This window comes from Streptomyces sp. NPDC057137 (assembly GCF_042670825.1).
GTDB lineage: Bacteria > Actinomycetota > Actinomycetes > Streptomycetales > Streptomycetaceae > Streptomyces.
Genome location: NZ_JBHUUW010000056.1, coordinates 1 through 23,512 on the forward strand (window position 1 = coordinate 1; position 23,512 = coordinate 23,512).

Annotated in this window: 20 protein-coding genes and 1 pseudogene; 7 read left to right on the forward strand and 14 right to left on the reverse strand. The window is 70.3% G+C overall.

Annotation, left to right across the window (positions count from 1 at the left end):
- Positions 1–223 precede the first annotated feature (223 nt).
- Positions 224–1,747 carry a GMC family oxidoreductase gene (locus ACFT9I_RS31250; protein ID WP_382569798.1) on the forward strand — a complete coding sequence of 508 codons (1,524 nt, stop codon included), beginning with the start codon at positions 224–226 and terminating at the stop codon, positions 1,745–1,747.
- A 45-nt stretch (positions 1,748–1,792) separates the two neighbouring features.
- Here the strand turns inward: ACFT9I_RS31250 and ACFT9I_RS31255 are convergent, their stop codons facing one another.
- The 3 genes from ACFT9I_RS31255 to ACFT9I_RS31265 are packed head-to-tail and all read right to left on the reverse strand — an operon-like array spanning position 1,793 to position 4,835.
- Positions 1,793–2,431 (reverse strand): GerMN domain-containing protein, encoded by a 639-nt coding sequence (locus tag ACFT9I_RS31255; RefSeq protein ID WP_382569799.1) that lies wholly within the window; start codon positions 2,429–2,431, stop codon positions 1,793–1,795.
- A complete protein-coding gene (locus ACFT9I_RS31260) occupies positions 2,428–4,140 on the reverse strand; it encodes an ATP-binding protein (RefSeq protein ID WP_382569801.1) in 1,713 nt (570 codons plus the stop codon). Before ACFT9I_RS31260 ends, ACFT9I_RS31255 begins: the two co-directional genes overlap by 4 nt.
- The gene (locus ACFT9I_RS31265; protein ID WP_382569803.1) at positions 4,137–4,835 is read right to left on the reverse strand and encodes a response regulator; all 699 of its coding nucleotides are present in this window, start codon (positions 4,833–4,835) and stop codon (positions 4,137–4,139) included. Before ACFT9I_RS31265 ends, ACFT9I_RS31260 begins: the two co-directional genes overlap by 4 nt.
- A 329-nt stretch (positions 4,836–5,164) precedes the next feature.
- Between ACFT9I_RS31265 and ACFT9I_RS31270 the strand changes: the two genes are divergently transcribed.
- Complete coding sequence (locus tag ACFT9I_RS31270) at positions 5,165–6,058, forward strand: DUF3152 domain-containing protein (protein ID WP_382569805.1); 894 nt, start codon at positions 5,165–5,167, stop codon at positions 6,056–6,058.
- 152 nt (positions 6,059–6,210) lie between these two features.
- Here ACFT9I_RS31270 and ACFT9I_RS31275 read toward each other — a convergent pair whose 3' ends face one another.
- The 3 genes from ACFT9I_RS31275 to ACFT9I_RS31285 all read right to left on the reverse strand — a co-directional run bounded on the left by ACFT9I_RS31275 (position 6,211) and on the right by ACFT9I_RS31285 (position 8,649).
- Positions 6,211–6,699 (reverse strand): hypothetical protein, encoded by a 489-nt coding sequence (locus ACFT9I_RS31275; RefSeq protein WP_382569807.1) that lies wholly within the window; start codon positions 6,697–6,699, stop codon positions 6,211–6,213.
- A gap of 90 nt (positions 6,700–6,789) precedes the next feature.
- Positions 6,790–7,866 carry a protein kinase family protein gene (locus ACFT9I_RS31280; protein ID WP_382569809.1) on the reverse strand — a complete coding sequence of 359 codons (1,077 nt, stop codon included), beginning with the start codon at positions 7,864–7,866 and terminating at the stop codon, positions 6,790–6,792.
- A gap of 129 nt (positions 7,867–7,995) precedes the next feature.
- The gene (locus ACFT9I_RS31285; RefSeq protein WP_382569810.1) at positions 7,996–8,649 is read right to left on the reverse strand and encodes a hypothetical protein; all 654 of its coding nucleotides are present in this window, start codon (positions 8,647–8,649) and stop codon (positions 7,996–7,998) included.
- 125 nt (positions 8,650–8,774) lie between these two features.
- Between ACFT9I_RS31285 and ACFT9I_RS31290 the strand changes: the two are divergent.
- A pseudogene (locus ACFT9I_RS31290) lies at positions 8,775–8,906 on the forward strand (DUF6924 domain-containing protein); the annotation flags it as partial.
- 184 nt (positions 8,907–9,090) lie between these two features.
- Here the strand turns inward: ACFT9I_RS31290 and ACFT9I_RS31295 are convergent.
- A complete protein-coding gene (locus tag ACFT9I_RS31295; RefSeq protein ID WP_382569875.1) occupies positions 9,091–10,344 on the reverse strand; it encodes an MFS transporter in 1,254 nt (417 codons plus the stop codon).
- Between the two features lie 318 nt (positions 10,345–10,662).
- Positions 10,663–10,890, reverse strand: coding sequence for a hypothetical protein (locus tag ACFT9I_RS31300; protein WP_382569812.1), 228 nt, complete (start codon positions 10,888–10,890; stop codon positions 10,663–10,665).
- Between the two features lie 285 nt (positions 10,891–11,175).
- Here ACFT9I_RS31300 and ACFT9I_RS31305 point away from each other — a divergent pair, with 285 nt between their 5' ends.
- Positions 11,176–12,132, forward strand: coding sequence for a YbhN family protein (locus ACFT9I_RS31305; protein WP_382569814.1), 957 nt, complete (start codon positions 11,176–11,178; stop codon positions 12,130–12,132).
- Here ACFT9I_RS31305 and ACFT9I_RS31310 read toward each other — a convergent pair.
- Together ACFT9I_RS31310 and mptB are read right to left on the reverse strand one after the other, a co-directional pair.
- Positions 12,062–13,324, reverse strand: a complete 1,263-nt coding sequence (locus tag ACFT9I_RS31310) for a glycosyltransferase 87 family protein (RefSeq protein WP_382569816.1) — start codon at positions 13,322–13,324, stop codon at positions 12,062–12,064. The genes ACFT9I_RS31305 and ACFT9I_RS31310 overlap by 71 nt on opposite strands.
- Positions 13,321–14,751: a polyprenol phosphomannose-dependent alpha 1,6 mannosyltransferase MptB gene (gene mptB / locus ACFT9I_RS31315; RefSeq protein WP_382569877.1), complete on the reverse strand. Its 1,431-nt coding sequence runs from the start codon at positions 14,749–14,751 to the stop codon at positions 13,321–13,323. The genes ACFT9I_RS31310 and mptB overlap by 4 nt, the downstream gene beginning before the upstream one ends.
- A 238-nt stretch (positions 14,752–14,989) precedes the next feature.
- Between mptB and ACFT9I_RS31320 the strand changes: the two genes are divergently transcribed.
- On the forward strand, positions 14,990–15,190 hold the full coding sequence (locus ACFT9I_RS31320) for a ferredoxin (RefSeq protein ID WP_382569818.1): 201 nt from the start codon (positions 14,990–14,992) through the stop codon (positions 15,188–15,190).
- A 180-nt stretch (positions 15,191–15,370) separates the two neighbouring features.
- On the opposite strand, the gene ACFT9I_RS31325 is transcribed toward ACFT9I_RS31320, so the two are convergent.
- Positions 15,371–16,093 carry a TetR/AcrR family transcriptional regulator gene (locus ACFT9I_RS31325; RefSeq protein ID WP_382569820.1) on the reverse strand — a complete coding sequence of 241 codons (723 nt, stop codon included), beginning with the start codon at positions 16,091–16,093 and terminating at the stop codon, positions 15,371–15,373.
- 132 nt (positions 16,094–16,225) lie between these two features.
- Here ACFT9I_RS31325 and ACFT9I_RS31330 point away from each other — a divergent pair, with 132 nt between their 5' ends.
- On the forward strand, positions 16,226–17,476 hold the full coding sequence (locus ACFT9I_RS31330) for a saccharopine dehydrogenase family protein (RefSeq protein ID WP_382569821.1): 1,251 nt from the start codon (positions 16,226–16,228) through the stop codon (positions 17,474–17,476).
- 176 nt (positions 17,477–17,652) lie between these two features.
- The gene (locus ACFT9I_RS31335; RefSeq protein ID WP_382569823.1) at positions 17,653–18,357 is read left to right on the forward strand and encodes a hypothetical protein; all 705 of its coding nucleotides are present in this window, start codon (positions 17,653–17,655) and stop codon (positions 18,355–18,357) included.
- 61 nt (positions 18,358–18,418) lie between these two features.
- On the opposite strand, the gene ACFT9I_RS31340 is transcribed toward ACFT9I_RS31335, so the two are convergent.
- From ACFT9I_RS31340 to ACFT9I_RS31350, 3 genes are all read right to left on the reverse strand, one after another.
- The gene (locus ACFT9I_RS31340; protein ID WP_382569825.1) at positions 18,419–20,311 is read right to left on the reverse strand and encodes an ABC transporter ATP-binding protein; all 1,893 of its coding nucleotides are present in this window, start codon (positions 20,309–20,311) and stop codon (positions 18,419–18,421) included.
- A gap of 369 nt (positions 20,312–20,680) precedes the next feature.
- Positions 20,681–21,139 (reverse strand): substrate-binding domain-containing protein, encoded by a 459-nt coding sequence (locus ACFT9I_RS31345; RefSeq protein WP_382569827.1) that lies wholly within the window; start codon positions 21,137–21,139, stop codon positions 20,681–20,683.
- Positions 21,140–21,170: 31 nt separating this feature from the next.
- Positions 21,171–23,438 (reverse strand): hypothetical protein, encoded by a 2,268-nt coding sequence (locus ACFT9I_RS31350; protein ID WP_382569829.1) that lies wholly within the window; start codon positions 23,436–23,438, stop codon positions 21,171–21,173.
- Between the last annotated feature and the right edge of the window lie 74 nt (positions 23,439–23,512).

Consider the following 23,512-nt stretch of genomic DNA (forward strand, 5'->3'; position numbering starts at 1 on the left):
GTCCGGGCCCTGCTGCCGTACGCCGAAAGTCCCGGTGTCGTCGCTCTCGAAATGCGCCGGCCCTACGGCGGATTGCCGGCCCCCGCATTGACGCGTTTATCCAGACCCACTCGACGCGTATTGATTCGGGATCGATTCATCGACTGGTTGACTATCATGCGGGGGCCGATACTGCAGATGCCCCAAGGCAATAACCCCGCGCTCGAAAACGTGAGGACGAATTATGACTGTCGAGTCTGATTATGATTACGTCGTCGTCGGGGCTGGGAGCGCGGGCTGTGTGATCGCGAGCAGACTGTCCGAGAACGGAAGCTCCCGGGTACTCCTGCTGGAAGCCGGTCCCGCTCAGGGGCCGGACATCATGGGTGTTCCGCCGGCCTGGTTCGGGCTTCTCGGCAGCGATGTGGACTGGAAGTACACCACCGTTCCGCAAAAGGGCACGAACAACGTGGAGCATTTCTGGCCCCGGGGCAAGGTGTTGGGCGGCTCCAGCAGCATCAACGCAATGGCGTTTCTCCGGGGTGACCGACACTCGTACGACGCCTGGGAAGAATCCGGTGCCTCCGGCTGGACGTACGCGGACATGCTGCCGTTCTTCAAGCGCAGTGAGACCACCCAGGGACGTGACCCGGCCCTCCGGGGAACATCGGGCCCACTGAAGGTCGCCCCGGCGAAGAACCGCAATCCGCTGGCCGAGGCCCTCTTCGACGCCGTGGTCGAGACCGGGTATCCGAGCACGGAGGACCTCAGCGGCGAAAGTCCGGAGGGTGCGGGCTGGTACGACCTGAACATCGTCGAGGGCGTACGTCAGAGCGCCGCAGACGCCTATCTGCTTCCTCATCTGGACCGCCCGAACCTGACCGTCGTCACCGACGCGCTCGCCCACCGGCTGACCTTCGAGGACGACCGGTGCACGGGGGTGGAGTACGAGGTCGAAGGAGTCATGCTGCGGGCGCGGGGGCTCCAGGAGGTCGTACTGACCGCCGGCGTCATCGGCTCCGCCCAGTTGCTGCTGCTGTCCGGGATCGGCCCGTCGTCCCATCTGAACGACGTCGGCATCGAGACGGTCGTCGATCTGCCCGGTGTGGGAGAGAACCTGCAGAACCACATCGAAGTCCCGATCATGTACAAGGCCTCCCGGCCCATCCCCCAAGGCAAGAACAACCACGGCGAGATGATGGGACTTCTACGCAGCTCCCCGGGGTCCGCCCACCCGGACATGCTGATTTTCGCCATCGACATGCCGTTCGCTCCCGGCGTCGAGGAACTGCCGGAACAGGGCTACAGCATCATGACCGTTCTTGCCCGGCCTCACAGCAGGGGAACGCTGCGCCTGGCAAGTTCCGACCCGGCACAGCACCCGGTCCTGGACCCCCAGTACCTCACCGACGAGCGCGACCTCGAAACGCTCCTGGCCGCGCTGCGCGTATCCCGGTCCATCGGCGAGGCACCCGCTCTGGCACCCTGGCGAGAAACGGAACTGTTCCCAGGACCGGATGTACAGGGCGACGACGAACTTCGCGACCACATCCGCAGTACCACTGTCACCGAATGGCATGCGGCCGGCACCTGCAGAATGGGCACCGATGATTTGTCGGTGGTCGACCCCGAACTCCGGGTCCGCGGCTTGCGGGGGCTGCGCGTCGCCGACGCTTCCGTCATTCCCGTCCTGCCTGCGGTCAATATCAACGCATCGGTCATCGCCATCGCGGAGAGGGCAGCAAGCCTCATCGGCCAATCCGTCTGACCCAGGACCTGGAGAAGAGACCTGGAAATGAACCGGAGCCGGGCCTTAGGGCGAAAGACACGCCTCGATCGCCGGTACGGGTTGCCCGCCTGCTCCCTCGACGATGATCCGGGCCGCAGGACGTGGAGAGAGGTCGGGAATGACGCCCGGCGAGGGGGTCGACGTCGGCGCCGTCCGACCTTCCCCGCCCCCCGCACCACCCGTGCCCCCCGTGCTCTGTGCGGCTCCGGCGCGGACGGCCAGCCCGACGGTGCAGGAGAGTTGACGCAGCGCGGCGACGCCGAGCCGAGGCGTACCCGCGGGAAACCGGATCACGACAGTGCCGGCCTCCCGGTCTCTCCCGAGGGTTACCTCCGGGCGGCCTATGTTCGGGGGCAGCGCGGTCGCGAGGCCTTCCGATTCCGCGCGGGTCGGACCGGCGAGCAGTTGTCGTACGGCCGAGGTCACCGGATCCAGGCCCGGGATCCGGTCACGGGCCACCGCGCGCAGGACCACTCCGTCGGCCGGCTGCGCGTCCGTTGTCCCAGGCCCCGCGCGGTCGAGGAAGTAGACCGCGTTCGAAAGTGCCATGCCGGTGGCCGGTTCACCGACCTCGACGACCCCCGAGGGCGGCACTCCGCAGCCTGATGCCAGACACAGAGCGGCCGCCGTCACCGCGAGGGCCGTCGCCGTCCGTCGTGTCACTCGTCCTCTCCCTTCCTGAGCGCGATGGGCTGCTCCCCGTGCCGCTGCGGCTCGCGTGTTCCGTGCGGTCGTAGGGGAAGTTCCACCGTGAAGACCGCTCCGCCGCCGGGGCGGTTCGCAGCTCGGATACGTCCGCCGTGCAGGTGGACGTTCTCCTGTGTGATCGCGAGGCCCAGACCGCTGCTCTCGCTGCGGCTGCGAGCCGAACTCACCTTGAAGAAGCGGTCGAAGAGCTGCGGCAGCGCTGCCTCCGGGACGCCGGGCCCCCGGTCGGACACCTCGATCACCACTACGGGGCACTGCGTCTCCGCTTCTCCCCTCACCGGCCGAGGCCCTGTCGGGCCGTGCGGTGTGCGACGCAGGGTCAGGGCCACCGGCTGTCCTCCGTGCCGCAGCGCGTTGCCCACGAGGTTGGCGACCACGACATCGAGGCGGCGCGGATCGACGCGTGCCCGTATGCCGTCGGGCAGGTCGGTGTCCACGTCGTGGAGCCAGCCCCGGATGGAGAGCGTGCGTCGCAGCGACTCGGCCAGGTCGAGTTCGTCCAGGCCCAGTTCGGCCGCGTGGGCGTCGAAGCGGGAGATCTCCATGAGGTCGTCCACGAGTCGTGCGAGTCGCACGGTCTCCTCGGTGATGAGGCGTACCGCGTCGGCGGCGTCACCATCGAGGCCGGGCATCTCCTCGGCGAGCACGTCGGTGACCGCCGTCATGGCGCTCAGAGGCGTTCGCAGTTCGTGCGAGACGTCGGCCGCGAAGCGGCGTGCTCCGGCCTCCATGCGGCGCAGTTCGGTGACGGACTCCTCCAGCGCGGCGGCGGTGTCGTTGAACGCTTCGGCGAGGTCGGCCAGTTCGTCGGAGCCTTGGACGCTGAGCCGGGTGTCGAGGTGGCCGTCGGCCATGCGCCTGGTCGCCCGGCGCAGCGCCCGTACCGGCCGAAGGACACCGCGCGCCAGAAGCAGCGCCAGCAGGGCGGCAAGGCCGAGGGCGGGCAGAGTGGCCCGCTCGACAGCCCTGACCAGCGCGTCCACGTACGCCTGTTCGCTCTTCTGGGGCACGACGAGGTAGAGCGTGAGCCCCGACAACGTGCGTGAGGTGTAAGGGCCGTCGGTGTACGTGACGGGCAGGCCGACGACGAGAGACGAGTGGTCTCCCGTCTGTACACGCTGGAAGACCGCGACCGCGCGCTGTTCCACAGAGGCGCGCAGTGCGGGCGTCAGTACGTCCGGGGCGGTCGGGCCGGCCGAGGCGGCGCGCAGATCGCCGTAGGTCGCCAGGACCGTCCCCTGCTGGGCCTGGTGTTCGCGTGCGAGCCGTCCCACCAGGCTGTCGAGTTCCTCCTGGCCGAGGGTGGGAGTCAGCCCGGGGATGGCGGCGTCGACGCTCCGCCGGAACTGGTTGACGACCGTGTCCTGGCTCTGCTGCAGCACACCGGTGCGCGCCTGCTGGAAGGTGAGCGCGCCAGTGCCAAGAGCGCTGAGCGCGGCAACGAGAACGAAGGAGAACACGAGCCGCACGCGTAGGGAGCGCGGGCGGAACCGGCGTCGCTTCCCGGCGTCCGATGCCGGCTCTCTCCGGGACGGCCCCTGTGCCTGGAGAGGTGTCTGCGCTTGTACGCGCTCGGGTTCCCGTCGCTTGTGCCGGCCTCCCTCCGGGACGCGTTCGCCGACCGTCCGGGCGTCCCCTTCCCGTTCGCGCCACGGAGCGTTCATGCGTCCCGTGCCACGCGGAAGCTGTAGCCGAAGCCGCGTACGGTCTCGATGCAGCCTGACGCCCGGCCGGCCTCGCCGAGTTTCGCGCGCAGGCGTTTCACGCACGCGTCGACGAGCCGGATGTCGCCGTGGTAGCTGTGCTCCCACACCGTTTCGAGGAGTTGCTGGCGGCTGAGCACCTGGCCCGGGGACGCCGACAGGGTCAGCAGCAGTCGCAGTTCGGAGGCGGCGAGGAGGACCCGCTCTCCGTGGTGGGTCACCACGAGGCCGGCCCGGTCGATGGTCAGCGGGCCGTGGGACTCGGCCCGGGGCCGGGCGTGACCGGGGGCCGGTGCGTCGAGGCGGCGCAGGACGGCGCGGATCCGGGCGTCGAGGACGCGTGCCTGGACCGGTTTCACGACGTAGTCGTCGGCGCCGACCTCCAGTCCGACGACCACGTCCACGTCGTCGCCCTTGGCGGTCACGATGATGATCGGCACCTGCTCGCGGTCGCGGACCTGGCGGCATACGTCGAGACCGCCCATGCCGGGCAGCATGAGGTCGAGCACCACGACGTCGGGCCGGAACGAGGCCAGTTGGCCGAGGCCTTCCTCTCCGGTCGCCACCGCGTGGACGTCGTGCCCCTGGCGTCTCAGCCCCAGGCCGACGGCCCGGCGGACGGCATCGTCATCCTCGATGAGAAGTACGCGGGACATGCGCCCCAGTATGCGTGCGTCCAGGTGAACGCCTGTGCGATCACGGCCTCGCCGAGAGGGCTGTTACGCGATGGTCTTATGCACCGCCCGCCTCGGCTGTGCGTAGTGCCGGCCGCGTGAGGTGAGGCGTGCGCCGCGTGAGGCGCGCGGCGCGGGGGACGTGCGCTGCGCAGGACGTGCGCAGCGCAGGACGGGGCGTGCCGTTATCTTCTCGTGATCTTCTGCACCAGGATCGGTCATGCGAGTTCCGCAGCCTGGGTCCGCTCCGAAACCGGGGCAGGAACCGGCCCGGTCGCACGGTGCCGTCGACGAGGGGAATTCGCTGCCTCATGCGCCATGCCGACAACCGACGCGGCAGACGATCCCAGCACCCTGCCCGCACCCGCCGCCGAAGGGTCCGCGAGCGGGCCGCCCGGCGCCGCCGTCTGCTGGGGCTGGCAGCGGTGGCCGCGGTGGCCCTGACGGCCTTCGGCGCCGTCCGCTGGCAGAGCGATGACCCGCACTCGGCCGACCAGGCCGCCACCTCGCCCCATCCGCCTTCGGCGACACTCCCGCCGTCGCCGCAGGGACCGGCCAACGGGTCCCCGTCACCCTCGCCCTCCTCCTCGGCGTCCGCGTCCTCGCCGCAAACCAAGGAGTCCTCCGCCGACCGTCGGGTGGCCAAGAGCGGAACCGGGGTGTTCAGCACAGCGGCCGCGAACGGCGGCCCCGTCGGCAAGGGCACCATCCGCCGCTACACCGTGCAGGCCGAAGGAGGGACCGGGGTGTCGGCATCCACCGCGGCGAAGGAGATAGCGGCCGTCCTCGGCGACCGGCGCGGGTGGACCGCGAACGGCCACGACGGCTTCCAGTTGGTCTCCTCCGGGCAGAGCGACTTCGAGGTGAAGATCGCAACGCCGGACACGGTGGACCGGATCTGCGGCGCCGCGGGTCTGCGCACACGGGGAGAGGTCAACTGCAACGTGGGCAATCAGGTGATCGTCAACCTCAAGCGCTGGCTGACGGGATCCCCTCAGTTCCCCGGCTCGCTGCACGAGTACCGCGCCCTGATCATCAACCATGAGGTGGGCCACCGGATCGGCCACGGCCACGAGAGCTGCCCCGGCCCCGGCCGCCCGGCACCGGTGATGATGCAGCAGATAGACGGTCTGCACGGATGCCGGGCCAACGCATGGCCGTACGACACCAGTGGCGGCTACCTGGAAGGGCCGAGCGTGCCGTGACCGGCGACGGTGGCCGTGCCGTACACGTGTTTTATGAGTTCGCTGACGGATACGGCACGACAATCATGTCGACATCGTCCTGGCCGCCCTCGCCCACGGCTACGTCGTCCGGAGGCTGCGACGATCCATGACGACCAATGACGACCGATTCGTCAGGGCCGGTCGGACCGGCCCCGTTGCTGCTGCAGGTCCAGATCCCAACTGGCCGGCGGATACGTCGCCTGCGGAGCGGCGAGGGCCACGTCGACCGCGATCCCGACCTCACCGGGGAAGAAGTCGAGGTCTCGGACCAACTCCATCGCCCGTACGGTGTCCTCGCCGAGCGGACGCGACATGCGATCGGCGCCGAAGGGGAAACCCACCGGTTTCATGCGTGCCATACCCAGCGCGTGGTCGGCCCGCCGGTCCAGGCCGATGGCGGAGTATCCGGCCGCCAGGGCAACCCACTTGAGCGCGCTGTTCACACCGTCGGACAGTTCCCCGGCCCCGAGCAACGTCTGCGCGGCGCTGCCTGCGGTCCCGTCTCTGGACGACCTCGGTCCCTGCTGCAGCCCCAGACGCTTTCGTTCACTCTCCAACAGGGCACGCGCCTCATCCAGCACACGACCAACCCGCCGCAGTTCGGTCAGGTCATCGGACATCTCGGTTCCTTCCGTCAACTGACCCGACTTTACGGGCAATTGCGGCGATCGCCAGGCGCTTACGCATAGTCGCCCTGTCTGACAGGTTCGTCAGTCGACGGATGGGCTGTCCATGCGGCCGATCCGGTGGATCTCCTCCAGCGGATACGGGGTCTGCCTGCTCCGGCGCTGGAACTTGAGGTTGAAGTCCGACATCACGGCGGCGATCGGCGCGTGCCGGGCGAGGATCGCTGCGGCCTCCTCCGGGATTCCGGTGGGACGTTTGCCCTCCGCGTAGGCGCGCACCAGCTCGTAGCGGCCGTCCCGGTCCTCCCTCCGGTATCCGAACAGAGCGGTGACAAGCCAGTTCACCAGATACGTGGCGGTGAAACAGCGGTCGTAGGTCTCATGCCGGTCGAAGAAGCCGGCCTCGTCCTGCGACAGTTCGAACCGGGAGGAGATCGCGAGACCGTAGTCCGCGAAGTAGAGGCGCTCACCGTCGGTCAGGATGTTCTCGAAGTGCGCGTCGAAGTGCAGGAGCCCGCGGCTGTTCATGAACGAGACGCCGGCTGCCAGTTCTCTCTCCACCATGGTGCAGGCCCGGTTGGCGACCTCGTCGCCTGCTTCGACCTGGGTGCCCAGCCACTGGTGCAGGTTCTGCGGGATGTACTCCAGGAACAGCGCGACGCTCGCCGAGGACTGCTGCAGAGCCTCGATCCGGCGGCGTACCTGCGATCCGCCGCCCCGGTAAGCAACAGCCCGTTCGATGTCGGCCAGGTCCTCGGGCAGGGGCGTCGCGTCCGGCAGCACTCGCCAGTGGTACATCAGGGGGAAGCCCTCGTGTTCCGCCGCGAGCACCCAGTTCGTCGTCATGGTGTGCACGGCGAGTTCTCTCCAGGCCCCGAAACCCGGCCCGGCGAGGGTGCCGACGCCGTAGTGACAGAAGTCGGGCAGCTCGAACAGGTTCCCCGTGGACCGGACGTGCTCCGGTTGCCTCTCCAAGTCGGTGAGGGGCACCCGCTTCACGAAGACCGGGGTTCCGGCGACATCCAGCAGGGACGACTTCCCGCCGATGCCGGATCCGATCGGCACCGCCGTGTCCACCAGCTCGTGCAGTGCGCGATCACTGCGCAGGGCCAGGGATGTGGAGACGGCGCTATGGGCGGTGAGACGCGCACCGTGCGACATGTCAGGGATTCTCACTGCTGCCTCCACCTGGATGTCGGGCTCAATCCCGCGATGGCGGTACAGCTGAGCCACGCGGCGACCACGTTCGACGTACACGTGCGACCCAAGGCTCGCGGGTGACGGCTTGGCTCAGAGTTCATCGTGGTCCGCTCCGGCGGCCCAGCGGCGAATGTGCCCGTCGGGGTGGGCCTGGGCGGACGCGCGGGTGCTCGCGAGCAGTTTGTGCAGGCGTGGTGGGTACGCCGCCCGGGAGGTGGGCAGGTCCAGCAGGACACGGTGGCGCATCCGCAGATCGGTGGCCTCGGCGAACACCTGCATTGACGCCTCCAACCAGGCGTCCTTGATGTCTCGCGACTCGTCCAGGGCAGGATCACGTACCCCACCAGGTCCATACGCGGGGGACCGATCTGCGCGTATGGGCAAGTGGGCCCAGTACCAGGCCCGCACAGCACCCGCTCGCTCAACATCCGTACCGGCCCGTAGACGGTCGACCAATGCGGCCATCACACGGCGGCGTCCGAATGCGTAGAGCGCCGGTTCGACGAACCAACGGCAGAAGCTGGGATCCGGGTCGTGTACGGCTGCCGCCATCAACGGGGCGAACAACTCCTCGGGCAGACCCGCACGTTCCAGGAGGGGCTTACGCACCGCATGGGCGAGATGGCGGGCGCTGCGTTCCTCCGGCTTCATGGCCACGTCATCGACACCCAGCAGCCGAGCCACCTCCGTCGCGCGCACCAGGAATGAACACGATTCCCTGTCGTTCTGTTCGTCTTCGGCCATAGCGGCATTCTGGACTGCGTCGGGGCGCTGTTCGTGATCGGCACGATGCCGTCGACGTCTCGGACGAGGGCCAGGACGAGGATCTCGACCCGATGTCCTAGCAGGAACTCGTCGACTCTCCACCGGCCCGTGAGTTCAGGACCACGCCGGCCGCTGTGCATGACGTGCACGCGAACCTGTCGCTCGCGAATGTGGACTTCGAGGAGTTCGTCGAGGCGGCGCGCGCCGATCCTGACGGCATCCTGCGCCCCGTGTGAAGAAGCGGGACCCCTTGCCGTCGGCTTCGCTCACCCGTTGGACGCCGACGACGCGGCGACGGCTCGGCCGGCGTGCGTGAAGCGGCCCCACTGCTCAGCCTGGCGCCGGGCTCCGGACCTTTGCCTCGGGACCGGACTCGTCACCTTGGTTGGCACTTCTGTGCGGAACGGCGGTGCCGTGCCGTCACCCCGCCCGCCCGACGGCGCCTTCGGCGTCGGCCGACACTGTGATGGTCTTCTCGCCGTTCCGCGTCCCCGCCGGCGGCGTGGTGGAGCGGCGCGTCAGCCGGCGTACGTCCGGCACGGCCAGGACCGCGGCCGTCAGCAGGACGACCAACGCCGAGCAGCCCCACAGGGCGTACGTGCGCCCGAAGGCGCTCTCCGCGGGTCCGGCGAGCGCGGTGGCCACCGGAATCATCCCGATCGAGCCGAGCATGTCGTACGCGGAGACCCGGGAGAGTTTCTCCTCGGCGATCTCCTGATGCAGCGCGGTCATCCACGACACCCCGAAGACCTCGATCGACAGCCCCGTCAGGAACATCACCACCGCCAGCCCCGCGCCCGGCAGCGGGACCGCGAGCCCGGCGGCCGGCAGTGCGAGCGGGAAGACGCAGAGCGTGCCCGCGAGCAGCAGCCGCCGCGGCCTCCAGCGCATCATCACCAGCGCGCCTCCCACGGTGCCCGCGCCGAACGCGGCGAGTGCCAGGCCCCAGGGGCCGGCCCCGCCCAGCTCGTCGCGGGCGACCAGCGGCCCATATACCGACTGGGCCGCCACGACGACCGCGTTGACCACCGCGAACTGGACGACGATCGCCCAGAGCCACGGTCTGCCGATGAACTCGTGCCAGCCGTCGCGCAGATCTGCGACCATCCCGCCGCCGGGCTCCCGTGCCGGGATATGGCTGACGTCGAGGAAGGCGCGCAGCGCCCCGGCCACCAGGAAGGCGGCGGAGTCGACGGCCAGTACCCAGCCGGGGCCGATCACCGCGACGAGCGCCCCGCCCAGGGCGGCGCCGCCGATCCCGGCGCCGTGCATCGACATCCGGTAGAGGGCGAAGGCACGGCCCGCCTGTTCACCGTCGACGCTGGACATCAGCATGCCCTCGGAGGCCGGGCTGAAGAAGGCGTGGCCCGTGCCGCCCAGTGCGGCCAGCGCCATCATCTGCCACAGCCGTGCGTCGCCCATGAGGACCAGAACGGCGAAGGTGGCCTGCGAGACGCAGTTGACAGCGTTGGCGGCGACCATCACCCGGTGCCGGGGCAGCCGGTCCGCCAACGCGCCGCCGATCAGCAGGAAGAGAACGAGCGGAATCGTACGGGCCGCCGCCACGAGCCCCACGTCGCCCGCGTCGCCGCCGGACTCCAGCACCGCGAACGCCGAGGCGATCAGGGCGCCTTGGCTGCCCAGATTCGTGGCGATCGCCGCGGCGGTCAGCAGTGTGTAGTTGCGGCCGGCCCACGCGGGGCGGTGCGGACGGGGGGCGCGTCGCGGGCGTCGCGGCCCGGTGTCGGCGTTGGCGTCGGCTTCGGCGGCAGGGGTCACTCCCGGACTATCCCCGCGGCCGTCGCCTCCTGCCAACCGGTTTTGTCGCCATCCGTCAGGGTGCCCCGGCCGGCCGGACGGGGTCCATGCTCTCCTCCCCAACCCGTCGGCCCCCGCCGGTGCCTCGGTTCTCACATGGTGCGGGTCGGTGCGACGCGGCACTCGTCAGCGATCACACGTCCGGGCATGAACGCGAAGAGTGGATCCTGCCCGTTACGCGTAGACGTACAGCGCCCACCTGGCGCCGGTGCGGACGCACGCGTGCTCGCCGACCTGTGTCTGGCCCACCTCGAAGCACTCCTCGATGGTGTCGTAGTAACCCACGAGCACGGGTGCCGATGCGGGTGCCGACGCGGCGGCCGATGCGGGTGCCGCGACGGCGCCCCCTGCCAGCATGACGGCCCCCAGCGCGACGCCCGCAGCCCAGATCCTGGTACGCATACGATTCTCCCCCTATGGTCGGTTCTCCTGCCCGACGGCAAACCTCGCACGGGCCGACAAGGCGGGCAATACGTCCGGCCGTCGTTGGCCGGATACGGTGCCCGTCTCCTCGCGTGTCCCGCACATCTGGCCGAAGTCGGGCGGTGGCAACATCCGCACAGCACACAGGCTGGGGCCGTTCGGCCAGTCGACGGGCGGAGGACACCGCGAAGTCGCGCGGAGTGGGCATCTCTTGGAGGAGACCCTCGCCCGCGCCTTGGCGGGTCATGGAAGGACTGCTGCGCCATGTCGATGACCCTGCCCTCCGCACTGCGGCGCTTGCCGTTGCGGCAGTTGCTCTGTCTCGTCGTCCTTCTCCTCGTGACCGCCTGGGTGGCAGGAAACTGGCCGGTGATCCTCGCGGGCCTCGACGAGCTGCGCGGCGCGGACCGGAACTGGCTGCTGGCCTCGGTCGTCGTGACCGGGGCGTGCTGGATACCGGTCTGCCTGCTGCGCCAGGGCACCGTCATGGAACGGCTGCCCGCCGGGCGGCTGTTGGCCTCCCAGATCGCGGCCGGGTCGGCGAACCATCTGCTGCCCGGCGGCCTCGGCGCGCACATGGTGACGCTGCGGTTCTTCCGGGGCTGCGGGATATCCACCGCGCGGTCCTTGGCCGCGCTCGCCCTCTACTCGCTGGCCCAGCCGATCGGCCGGTACGCCCTGCTGCTCACGCTCATGGCCGCCCACCCGGGAGCCGTCCCGCTGGGCGCGCTGCTGCCGGCGGAGTACGGGATCCTCGCGCTGCTCATCCTGGTCGGCGGACTCACGCTGGTGGCGCTGGTGCTGTGGTCGGTACGGCCGCTGCGCGGCTTCGTCCGGGACTTTCTGCGGACCGCGCTGACCGACGCGCGCGCCCTGCACGCCAGGCCCGCCCGGGCGATCGCCCTGTGGACCGGGGCACTGGCCTTCCCCACGCTCCAGGCCTGCGTCATGGTCACGGTGGCCCGCGCGCTGCAGATGCCGGTGCCCACCGTCGACATCATGATCGCCTACCTGGCCGCCGGGATCGTCGCCGGGATCGTGCCGACCCCGGGCGGGATCGGCTCCGTCGAGGCGGCGCTGCTCATCGCGCTCGTCGGCGCGGGCTCCCCGGTCTCCGTGGCGACCGCCGCGGTCCTCGGATTCCGCATCGTCACGGTGTGGCTGCCGCTGCTCCCCGGGGCTCTGGTGCTGGCCGTACTGGTCCGCCGGAAAGTGCTCTGAACGCCGGGTCCGGCGGCCGGACGGGGAGCGTCAGGAGCAGCGCGAGTTCCGTCCAGACGAACGTGTTGGCGCCGATGAACCCGTCGATGCCGCTCGCGTCGTACCGCCACAGCCATACGACATAGCTGCACAGGATCACGTACACCGCGACCGCCGCGATCAACGGGCGGCCGCGGCGCGGCGGTTGGAGGGCCCGGTCGGCGAGGACGGCGAGCGCCGGGAGCAGCCAGACGAGGTGGTGCACCCAGGTGACCGGGCTGACGAGGCACGCGGCGGCGCCGGTCAGCGCGATGCCGCCGCGCACGTCGCCCACCGCTCTGGCCTTGTCGACCCGGTACGCCCAGACGCCGACGACGGCGACGACGCCGCAGGCCCACCACAGCCGGTCGGGTTCGGCCGGTGCGGAGAGCCGGGCGAGGACGCCCTGCCAGGACTGGTTGGAGACGTAACCCAGGTCGCCGATACGGCTCGTGTCCCAGAGGGCCGATGTCCAGTACGCGTGCGAGGCACCCGGTGCGAGCCATATGGCGAGCAGGGTCGCGCCCACGGCGACGGCGACGGCCGTGCCGGCGGCACGCCACCGGCGGGTGACGAGGAGGTAGCCGATGAAGATCGCGGGGGTGAGCTTGACCGCCGCGGCGAGTCCGATACCGATGCCGGCCCACCGGCTGCCGGTGGACAGCAGACGGGCGTCGGTGAGGACGAGAGCCAGCAGGAGGAGGTTGACCTGGCCGAAGCTGATGCTGTCGTAGACCGGTTCCAGCAGTGCGAGCAGGCACAGGATCAGGACGTACGAGGTCCACCGGTCCAGGCCGTGACGGCGGATCACCGGCTCGGCGAGCCGCCGCAGGATCAGGGCCAGGGCGCCGAGGTTCGCCACGATGCCCGCGGTGAGCGCGGCGGGCCAGCTGAGCAGCGACAGCGGCAGCACGCACAGGGCGGCGAAGGGCGGGTAGGTGAATCCGTACGCCTGGCCGGGCACCCGGTAGTCGTAGAGCCCGGCGCCGCGCAGTCCGCCCCGGGCATCGGTCCAGTGGCGTACGGCGTCGTAGTAGACCCACAGGTCGAACCAGTCGCGGTGGTACGGCACGGTCGCGACGAAAGTCGTCACGCCCGCGCACAGCAGGCCCAGGAGCAGACGCCCGCGGCGCCGCGACGCGGACCACGCCCCCGTCAGGCCCCACTCCGTCATGCCGCCCTCCCCGGTTGCCGCACGGTCAGCGGTACTTCGTCGCCGGACATCTCGCGCACCCACCAGAGCGCGACCAGCGCGAACACTCCGCCGCATGTCGCGAGCGCCAACTGGAGGCCGTCCGCGGCGAGTCCGCTGGGCAGTTGGGCCAGCGCGAGCACCCCGCTGGCAATGGCCACCACCCGGCGCGCCGCGCCCGGTGGGGCGGCTGCCGCCAGCGGGAACAGGCCCCACAGCACGTACCAGGGGCGGATCGCCGGGCCCAGGACGGCGACGGCGATCAGGCTGAGGCCCAGCGCGTACACGGGGCTGTGCCGGGGGCGGCGCAGCCACACCAGCAGCACGGCGACGGCCGTCGCCGCCAGGCCGACCGCACGCCAGGCGTCGAGGGCGAACGGTGCCAGGTCGCTGCCCGCGCCGCGCAGCGCCGACGCGGTCATTCGGCCGAGGAGGGAGGTGAGGGCCCAATTGTGGCGGGACACCGGGGTGTTGAGGGCGCCGATCCAGCCGTAGCCGGTGCCCGCGATCGCTGTCACCGCGGCGGTCGTCGCGACGGCGGCACCGGTGACCGCGCACGCCGCTCTGAGCCATCGGTACCGGCCCGTGAGCCCGCCGGCCCAGAACGCGGCGACGGCCAACAGCCCCAGCGCGGCGGGTGCCTTGACCAGCGCGGCAAGAGTCATCAGGACCGCGCCCAGCAAGGGGAAGCGGCCCTTCGCGGCCACGAGCGCCATGCCCAGGAGCCCCAGCATCACGGCGTCGTTGTGCGCGCCGGCCACCAGGTGCAGCAGAAGCAGCGGATTGAGCGCCCCCAGCCACAGCGCGGCGGCCGGGGCGGTTCCGGCGCGACGGGCGAGCAGCACCAGCGACAGCACCATCAGGCCCACGCCGAGCAGCGCGACCAGCCGCATGCCGAGCACTCCGGCCGAGAGTTCGGCCCGTGAGGCGCGAGCGATCAGCGAGGCGAACGACAGGAACAACGGGCCGTACGGGGTCGGCGTGTCCTGCCAGATGGGCGCGACCTGCGCGGCGAGCGGACCGCCGAGCCGGTCGGGGCCGTGGGTGTACACGTCGATCCGGGCGTCCACCATCGCGCCCTGCGCCAGATAGCTGTACACGTCGCGGCTGAACAGCGGTGGGGCGATCAGCAGCGGCGCGGCCCACACGACGAGCGTGACCACCATGCCGCGCGTATCGGGCGGCCGTGATCCGCGTACGGCGCGGCCCAGCCAGGCCCAGGCCGCGACGAGCAGCACGAGCCCGAAGTAGGCACCGAAGAGACCCACCGCCGCCGCTTCCGACGACGGCGCGAGAGCCTCACCGACCGGCAGGGCACCGGCACTCTCGCCGCCGACGGCCACGGCCGCGGAACCGGTGAGCCCCAGTAGTCGGCATCTGCGTATATGTGATTCGTCGCCCGGGGTCAGCACCAGGCGAGCGTGCCCGCGGCCGATGGCGGGAAAGGAACGTGCGGCGCGCCGGAGGAAGTCCGGAACGTGTCGGCCCGCCTGTGCCCACGGTCCGGTGCCGGTGGTTGATGACCACACCGCCGGCGCACACCGAAGGGTTTCTCGGACACCGGGCACCGAGGCCAAATAGGCTGCTGCTCAGGGGGGTTGGTCACACCCCGGGCCTGAAATCGGAAACTGAGCGAGGAAGCGAGAAATGGTGATGAAGGTAGCGGTGGACAGGGACATTTGCTGCGGTGCGGGCCAGTGTGGGGCGATCGCGCCTGGAGTGTTCGACGAGGACGACAACGACGGTCTCGTCATCCTGCTCACCGACTCCCCCGCGCCCGAGCACCACGCCCATGTCCGCGAAGCCGCGGACGCGTGCCCGGCCGCGGCGATCGTGATCACCGAGTGACGGTCAGGACGAGGGCGTGTCCGGCGGATCTTCGCGGATCAGACCGCGGCGTCTGGTGCCGTGCATCGCAAGGCGGAGGATCGGCGTTGTGGATGGCCCGGCCGTACTTGGACGACTCCGACAACGCAGCGAGGTGCGGTATCAGGCGTCGCGGGCCCGCGAAGATCCGCCGGACAGGCCCTAGGCCGGTCGTGGTGGCCGTGGGGCGGGTGTGAGCCGCGCGGCCGCGTCGTTCAGCAGGGTGTCCAGGACGGCCGGGTAGGCGCTGTGGGTCATGCGGCCGGCCAGCAGGCGTGCGGTGGCGGCGATATGGGGGTGGGTGTCGGCGGGGAGCCGGGCGTATGTGGAGCTCCACATCTCCTCGTCCGTCGCGCGGGCCTCGTCGGTGAGGGCCAGCGATCCGGCGTCCAGGGCGGCGAAGGCCAGACTTGAGTCGATGAAGGCGTGGTAGACGCGGACCGCCGTGGCGTCGGGGAAGCCCGCTTCGCGCAGGATGCCGAGGATCGCTTCGTCCACCGCGATCTCGCGGGGCCGGCCGGTGACCCGGCTGGCGGTCAGTACGGCGGCCTGCGGATGCGCGAGGTAGGAGGAGTGGATGGCGAGCCCCAGGGCGCGCAGGTCGGCCTGCCAGTGCCCGGTGGCCGTCCAGTTGTCCAGTGCCCGTCCCATGAGTTCCTCGCCGATGGCCCGGGTCAGTTCGTCCATACCCGCGAAGTACCGGTAGAGGGTGCTCGGGTCGGCGCCGAGGGCGGCGCCCAGCCGACGGGCGGTCAGCCCGGTGCCGCCGTGCTCTCTCAGCACCCGCAGCGCGGTGTGCACGATCAGCGTCTCGGACAGTACGGAGCCTTGCCGGGTCGGACGGCGCCTGCGTCGCGCCCCCTCCGGCACCACCTTTTTCGGCACCGCGTTCCTCCTCTGTTCCCTGTCAGCCGCCACCGGCCGCCCTTATGCCAACACTGTTGACCCTAACCCGCGTCATCCCGTTCCATCGGGGCACCGGCAGGCGCCCGCCTGCGTGGACGAAAGGTGTGAGACATGCGAGTACTGCTCGTGGGCGCGGGCGGCGTCGGAACCGCCATCACCCGGATCGCGGCCCGCCGGGACTTCCTGACCCACATGACCGTGGCCGACTACGACCTCTCCCGTGCGGAGAAGGCCGTCGCCGCGCTGGCGGAGCACGGGGAGCACGGGGGGCATGGAGACCGTTTCAGCGCACGGCGCCTGGACGCCTCCGACGAGGAGGCGGTGCGCCGGGCACTCGTCGAGGACCGGTGCGACGTCCTGCTCAACGCCACCGATCCGCGGTTCGTCATGCCGCTGTTCCAGGCCGCCCTGGCGGCGGGCACGCACTACCTGGACATGGCGATGTCCCTGTCCTCGCCGCACACCACGCACCCGTACGAGCGCTGCGGTGTGAAGCTCGGCGACGGGCAGTTCGAGCTGGCCGGCGAATGGGAACGGTCGGACCGCCTGGCTCTGGTCGGCATGGGCGTGGAGCCCGGTCTGTCCGATGTCTTCGCGCGGTACGCGGCCGACGAACTCTTCGACGAGATCGAGGAGATCGGCATCCGGGACGGCGCCGACCTGACCGTCGAAGGCTACGACTTCGCCCCGTCCTTCAGCATCTGGACCACCATCGAGGAGTGCCTCAATCCGCCGGTGGTCTACGAGAAGGAGCGCGGCTGGTTCACCACCGCGCCGTTCAGCGAGCCGGAGGTCTTCGACTTTCCCGAGGGGATCGGCCCGGTGGAGTGCGTCAACGTGGAGCACGAGGAGGTGCTGCTGATCCCCCGCTGGGTCGACGCGCGGCGGGTGACGTTCAAGTACGGCCTCGGCGACGACTTCATCGCCAAGCTCAAGGTCCTCCACGAGCTGGGCCTGGACTCCACCACCGAGGTCACGGTCCCCGGGCGGAGCGGACCGGTCCAGGTCTCGCCCCGTGATGTGGTCGCCGCCTGTCTGCCCGACCCGGCCACGCTCGGCGACCGCATGACCGGCAAGACCTGCGCGGGCACCTGGGTCAGGGGCGTCAAGGACGGTGCCGTGCGCGAGGTGTACCTCTACCACGTGGTCGACAACCAGTGGTCGATGCGCGAGTACGGTTCCCAGGCCGTGGTCTGGCAGACCGCCATCAACCCGGTCGTCGCCCTCGAACTGATCGCCGACGGCGTATGGACCGGCACCGGAGTCCTCGGCCCCGAGGCCCTGCCGCCCCGCCCGTTCCTCGACCTCCTCACCGCGTACGGGGCGCCCTGGGGCCTGCGCGAGGAGAACCCGAGCGAGTAGTCCGGGCGGGCCCGCCGGTCGACTCCGTACGCGGCGTGGTCGGCGAGGGCCTCACCCCCTGGGACGCCTACTGACGGGCACGGGCCTCTCGCGGGCATACTCGTCATGCGCGATCACCGGCGGGCGAGCCCCGGCCAACTCGGGCCGAGCACTGGCCTCTTGACGAAAGAGAGAGTGTGAGTCCGACGCGGTCCGACCCACCGATACCCCTGCCCGATACCCAACGGCGCGTCCGCCGCAGCCGGTTGCTGTTCATGGCGCCGCTCGTGCTGCTCGGGATCCTCGTCGTGATCCTGCTGTGGGAGGTCGTACGGTCCAACATGTCGGCGGAGGCCCGGCTCGACTGGCCCTGGCGGCTGCGGATACTCGAACCGGACCCGCTGGGCAGTCTGCTGGCGGTCGCCGCGGGCGCGGTCTTCGCGCGGGCCCAGTACGCCCGTACCGTCAGGCCGTATCTGGGGTGGCGGGCGTCCTGGGAGCAGGGGGACCTCCGGTCGGAGGGCGCGGCGTGGCGCGTGGGCATCCTCAACGGCGGCCAGCACACCGCGGTGATCGAGAGCTATGACTTCCGGGTGGTCCCGGCGGGGGGTACCGAGGACGGCGAAACGTCGTGGGTGGACGCCCAGGGCGCCGGAGCCGTACTGACCGCGGCAGGACTCACCGCCGGGGAGGACTACCTGCTCGTCACCTTCGGCCCGGGATTTCCGCTGGTCGGTACCGGGAACTACGAGACCGTTCTGGTGGGCGCCTTCTCGAAACGCGTTGTCGACCAGGTCGACGCGCTGTATCTGCGCGTACGGGTCACGGACGCCGTAGGCGACAGCCATGAGCGGATCGTGAACTGTCTGAAGGCGGCGCGGGTGTCGCCCCGGCCGGTATGAGCGCACCCGGGGCTCGCCCACGGCGCACAGGCCCGGACGTCGCGAGGGGATGCCCCGTTGGTCAGGTGATCGCCTCCGTCTGCGTGGTGCGGGGTCGGTAGCCGCCGGCCTGCAGGGTGAACATCGCGGTGTAGGCGCCGCCGCGCGCCATCAGCTCATCGTGGGAGCCGGCCTCGGCGATGCGGCCGTCGTCGAAGACGTAGATCCGGTGACAGTCGACGACACTGGCGAGGCGGTGGGAGATCAGCACAGTGATCTGGTCCTCACGCAGCCGGCCGCGCAACACGGCCTCGTAGACGGCGTGTTCGGACGGCGGGTCCATGCTCGCGGTCGGCTCGTCCAGGAGCAGCAGGGGTGCGTTCTTGTACAGGCCGCGGCCCACCGCGACCTTGGCCCACTGTCCGCCGGACAGTTGCTGACCGCCCTTGAACCGCTTGGACAGCAGTGTCTGCCACTGCTGCGGCAGGGCGGCGATCACCGTGTCGGCCCCGGAGGCCCGCGCGGCGTCCATCGCACGCCGGGGGTCGGCCTCCACGAGGCTGCCGGTGGAGATGGTGATGTTCGACAGGGCGCTGAAGGGGAAGTGAGCCGGATCCTGCAGCACGCAGGCGACTTGGCGGTGTACCGAATGTGCGTCCATGTCGCGGACGTCGACACCGTCCCAGGTGACGCTCCCCTCGTGTGCTTCGTACAGACCCGCGAGGAGTTTGGCGCAGGTGCTCTTGCCCGATCCGTTGAGGCCGACGAACGCCACCGTCTCCCCTGCGGACAGGCTCAGAGTGACCCCGTTCAGGGCCGGGGTGTCCTTGCCGGGGTAGGTGAAGTGCACATCGTTCAGCGCGATCGTCTTCACCCGCTCGGGAGCCTTCAGTTCGCCCTCGCGCGGCAGGAGCCGGCGGCAGCGTTCCTGTACAGCGAGGAGGTCGTCGACCCACAGGGCGTGCTCGAAGACGAGATGCGCGACGTCGACGAGCCGGACGAGGGAGCTCTGGCCTGCCTGGATGGCGAGGACGGCGCCGGCGCCCGCCGCCAGGGGCAGCCAGCCGGAGACCAGCATGGCGCCCAGCGCGGTGTAGGTGATTCCGGTGCCGAGGCCGCCGACGGCCCGGCCGGTCAGGTTGAGCATCGCGGAATTCACGCCCAGGCGGGTGTCCTCCTCCGCGATCTTGGTGGTGAGCCGGCGGTGCTCCGCCAGGAGCGCGTCCTGAGCGGTGTCCGAGCGCAGCTCGGCCGCCGCGTCCACGTCGAGGAGCAGCCACGAGAAGACACGGACGCGGCGCTGGAGGCTGTTCCAGCGTTTGAAGGAGTGGAACCGGGCGCGGGCGCTGCGCACCGCGGCGGCTCCGACGGGGAGGACGGACAGCAGGAGCAGCGGCAGCAGGAGCGGGTGCAGAACGCTGAGCACGCCGGCGGTGCCGACGAGCCCGAGGGCGGCCGACGCGAGGGAGATGACCTGCCCGACGATCTGCCGGGCGTAGAACAGCCCGCGGTCATTGGCGCGGTGTACTTCGTCGTGCCACTCGGCGTCCTCGACGGCCTCCAGGCGTACATGCGCGGTGAGCCGGAGGAACTCGCACTCCAGGCTGGTGCGGATCTTGGGCGTGACCCGTGCCTGGGCTGCGGCGACAGCTGCCTCCAGCAGTGCGCGTGCGGCAAGGAAGGCGACCACCAACAGGATCTGTGGAACGGCGGCGCGCACGCGCTCCGCCGTCGGCCCTTGGGCGAACAGATGCTGGAGCACACCGACCGAGGCGATCAGGCTGAAGGCCGACATGGCGGCCGAAGCCAGCTGACAGACGATGACCGTGAGGGTGGCGGCGCGGTCCGCCTGCCAGGCGAGCCGTCCGATCAGCAGCGTGATCTTGGGCAGACGGACCAGGACCTGCCGCACGGTGGCCTTCGCCGCGGCGCCGTCATGGACAGACCAGTACGCCTCCTTCAACTCGTCGGTCACATCACCGTCTTCCGGACCGGCCGGCATCCGGGCGGGCGGAGGCGGGAGGGGAGGGTTCCTGGGCGAGGGGACGCCGTTCTCTGCGGACTCGTCCGACGTGTCGTCTGAGATCAACTGCGCTTCTCCTGCTCGATGGCCGTGGTCAATACGGAGCTACCCGGACCAACGACGGTGGTGCGGCTATCGAACACACGTGTTTGAGACGGAGCGGATTGCGTACACGGGCGGCGGAGTCTCCTCGTGTGCCGTACATCCACCCTTGAGGCATACGGCTTGCACGGTCGCGGGGTGATGGCCGAAACGCCGGTGCCGATACGCGTGTGACGCACGGGGTTGTGTGGGGACGGCCGGCGTCTTCCGTGAGCCGCGTCAGTGTGCCGCGGGCCCGGTGGAGTCCCGTACGACCAGGTGCGGCACGAATGCCTCCTGGCGGCGCGGGGACGTCGGGTCGGCGATACGGTTCCTGATCATGTCGGCGGCGCGCCGGTCGATGTCGGTCTTCGCCGGGGACACCGTGGTCAGTGGGACCTCGCACAGGTCGGCCACTTCGTCGTCGTACCCGACGACGGAAAGGTCCCCGGGTACGCCCAGTCCTCGCCGGCGGGCGGCGCCCACCAGGAGCGATGCCTCGCGGTCCGCGAAGCAGAGCACGGCCGTCGCGCCGTGCCGCACCAGCTCGTCGAGGAAGCGGTCCGCATCCTCGGCGGTCCGCGCCGTTCGACGTGGGTGCGTACGAGTTCTGATCTCCGCGCCGGCCTCCGTACCGACCGAAGGCCGCAGGTTACGACGCCCGGGGTGGGCCGCCCGGGACTTCCCCGGACGGCCCACCCGGCGCAACAGCGACTGCTGAAAGGACGACCTAGCCGGCGCCCCCCGTCCTGCGTCGGCGCGTCCACCACACCAGCGCTCCACCGGCCGCCACGATCGCGAGAGCGACCGCCGCGATGAGTCCTACGGGAGTGTCCGACCCGGTGTCGGCGAGATCGCCGTCGGGCTCCTTGCCCGTCACCGGCTCGGAGGGGTCCGGTGCCGGGGACGACGGATCGGCGCCGGTGTCGGTCGGCGGGTCCGTCGGGCCCGGCGTCGGATCGGGGTTCGCGCCCGGGTTCGCGCCGGAGGTGTTGCCGCCGAGGAAGAGCGTGTTCTCGTTCTCGGCGTCGTTCGTCATCGCCTTGACCGATGTGTCCTTGGTACGCGGCAGGTAGCGGTGCTCGGAGCGGAACTGCTGGGCGCTGACGTTCTGTTTGGGCGCCTTGGACATGTCGACGCCGCCGACGATGTAGATCATCGTGCCGCCCGCCGCGGGCACGTCGTACTGGAACTCACCCTCGGTGTAGATCTTCCGGTACTCCTGGAACAGCTCGTTCTTGTCCCACTTCTCGTTCGGGGCGCGCAGCGGCCACTTGGACACGTCGTTGCTGTTGATGATCGAGCGGTAGTCCGTGGGCGCCTTGGCGTCCTGCTGGCGGACGAACTCCGCGGCGACCCGTGCGTTGTAGACGCGGCGCAGGTCGGAGTACTGCGACTCGGTGTTGATCTGTTTCTCGACCGCGGGGACGATCATGGAGTCGATCACGGCCTGCGCGGCCTTGGTCTCCGCCTCGTCCGGGGTGCAGATCGGCTCACCGGGGCCGGGCGTCGACGTGGTCTGCGCGGTGGACTTCAGCCGCAGCGGGGCGTCGAGGATGTAGATGCCGCCGTCCTGCTCGCGGACCTGGGCGGGCTTGGGCTCGATCCAGTTGCGCAGGCCGGGCATGCACGGCTTGCCGTCCTCCTTGGGAAGAGCGGCCCAGTAGCGGCGGCCGAGGTCGGTCTTGGGATCCATCGCCCGGTAGAAGTCGTGCTTCATCCGGAGATCGGCTTCCAGCAGGACCCGACCGGCGTCGGTCCTGCCGAACGCCGCGTCCATGATCCGGTCGGGCTCGTCCGGGTTGAGATTGACCCAGAACTTGTCCGGCGTCAGGGCGAGCCAGGTGAGGAACGAGTCGGAGATGAGCTGGGCCTTGGCCTTGCCGCCCCAGCCGGAGTTCTCCTCCTTGTCCTCCTTCGCGCTGAAGGCGTAGTCGACGCCCTTGCCCTTGACCGGCTTGCCGACGTACTCCAGTTCCAGGGTGGAGAAGTCCACTCCGCCGGGACCGCGCAGCGCGTTCGCGGCGCCGGGCACGCCGCGCGCGGCCTCGATCTGACGGCGCATGGTCTCCGGCGTCGGCTGCGACCGGTTGATCATGTCGGCGCCGCCGGTCCGGGCGCCGGGCTGTCCCGGAGGTGTCATCAGGCCGTTGCCCCGCTTGTACGGGCTGCCGCCGGACGGCGGCCGTTCCGTGGCCGAGGACAGGTGCTGATACGTGGTGACGGTCCGGTTCGGCGCGTTGGTACGCAGTTCGTTGATGAACTTCGTCGTGCCGGACTTCTGCTGCTGGCCGTGGACGATGGTGTAACGGGAGCCGTTCCACTTGGGGTCCCTGGACCACGCGCGGTCCTTCGGCGCCTGCACCGGATCGTGCTTGCCGTTGGACTTGATCTCGACGATGTGATTGGTGCGCCTGTTGTAGGCGTCGAGGACGCGCCGGTGCTCCTTGCCGGTGGCGGGATCCTTGAAGATGACCTCCTTCTGGCAGATCCAGTCCGGACCCACCAGCCCCATGTCACGCACGACCTTCGCCTCGTACGCCTTGCCGCGCGGGTCGTGGCCGGAGGGCGGTATGTACGCCTCCCTCAGCCAGGTGCCGAAGTCCACCCACCGGTTGGGGTACTTGGTGCGCGCCCGCTCCCAGTACGCGTAGACGCGCTCCTTGGTCCCCTTCTTGTAGTCGTCCGGGTTGTCGCTGACCTCACCCGGCTTCGGCGCGGCGAGACCGTCCCACTGAAGGCCGTTGTTGACGTAGTCGTACGTGTCCCACAGTGCCTTCACGCGGGAGGCGTCACCGGCGGGCAGACCACCCGGGCGTACCCCTGAGATCTTGTACAGCTCATCGCAACGGGTCCCCGGATTCAGCGGCTTGGGCGCGGCCCCCGCCGTTCCCGTGAGAGCCGGCAGAGCGCCGAAGGACAGCACGGCCGCGCAGGCGACCGCGACCGTGGCACGCGTCAGGGCACGCAGACGTCCCCGTCGAGTCGATCGATTCACTTTGTTTCCCCCGGGGACCCCAGAAAGGCAGTCTTCGCACGGCTCCAGGGCCCCCATGGTCGATTGGAGCCGGC

What these genes read in the sequence shown, in the direction of transcription:
- ACFT9I_RS31320 (WP_382569818.1), top strand. Translation starts at nt 14,990, where the DNA reads ATGGTGATGAAGGTAGCGGTGGACAGGGACATTTGCTGCGGTGCGGGC.
- ACFT9I_RS31280 (WP_382569809.1), bottom strand. Translation starts at nt 7,866, where the DNA reads ATGTCGCACGGTGCGCGTCTCACCGCCCATAGCGCCGTCTCCACATCC.
- ACFT9I_RS31300 (WP_382569812.1), bottom strand. Translation starts at nt 10,890, where the DNA reads ATGCGTACCAGGATCTGGGCTGCGGGCGTCGCGCTGGGGGCCGTCATG.
- ACFT9I_RS31305 (WP_382569814.1), top strand. Translation starts at nt 11,176, where the DNA reads ATGTCGATGACCCTGCCCTCCGCACTGCGGCGCTTGCCGTTGCGGCAG.
- ACFT9I_RS31270 (WP_382569805.1), top strand. Translation starts at nt 5,165, where the DNA reads ATGCGCCATGCCGACAACCGACGCGGCAGACGATCCCAGCACCCTGCC.
- ACFT9I_RS31310 (WP_382569816.1), bottom strand. Translation starts at nt 13,324, where the DNA reads ATGACGGAGTGGGGCCTGACGGGGGCGTGGTCCGCGTCGCGGCGCCGC.
- ACFT9I_RS31250 (WP_382569798.1), top strand. Translation starts at nt 224, where the DNA reads ATGACTGTCGAGTCTGATTATGATTACGTCGTCGTCGGGGCTGGGAGC.
- ACFT9I_RS31275 (WP_382569807.1), bottom strand. Translation starts at nt 6,699, where the DNA reads ATGTCCGATGACCTGACCGAACTGCGGCGGGTTGGTCGTGTGCTGGAT.
- ACFT9I_RS31330 (WP_382569821.1), top strand. Translation starts at nt 16,226, where the DNA reads ATGCGAGTACTGCTCGTGGGCGCGGGCGGCGTCGGAACCGCCATCACC.
- ACFT9I_RS31285 (WP_382569810.1), bottom strand. Translation starts at nt 8,649, where the DNA reads ATGGCCGAAGACGAACAGAACGACAGGGAATCGTGTTCATTCCTGGTG.
- ACFT9I_RS31265 (WP_382569803.1), bottom strand. Translation starts at nt 4,835, where the DNA reads ATGTCCCGCGTACTTCTCATCGAGGATGACGATGCCGTCCGCCGGGCC.
- ACFT9I_RS31260 (WP_382569801.1), bottom strand. Translation starts at nt 4,140, where the DNA reads ATGAACGCTCCGTGGCGCGAACGGGAAGGGGACGCCCGGACGGTCGGC.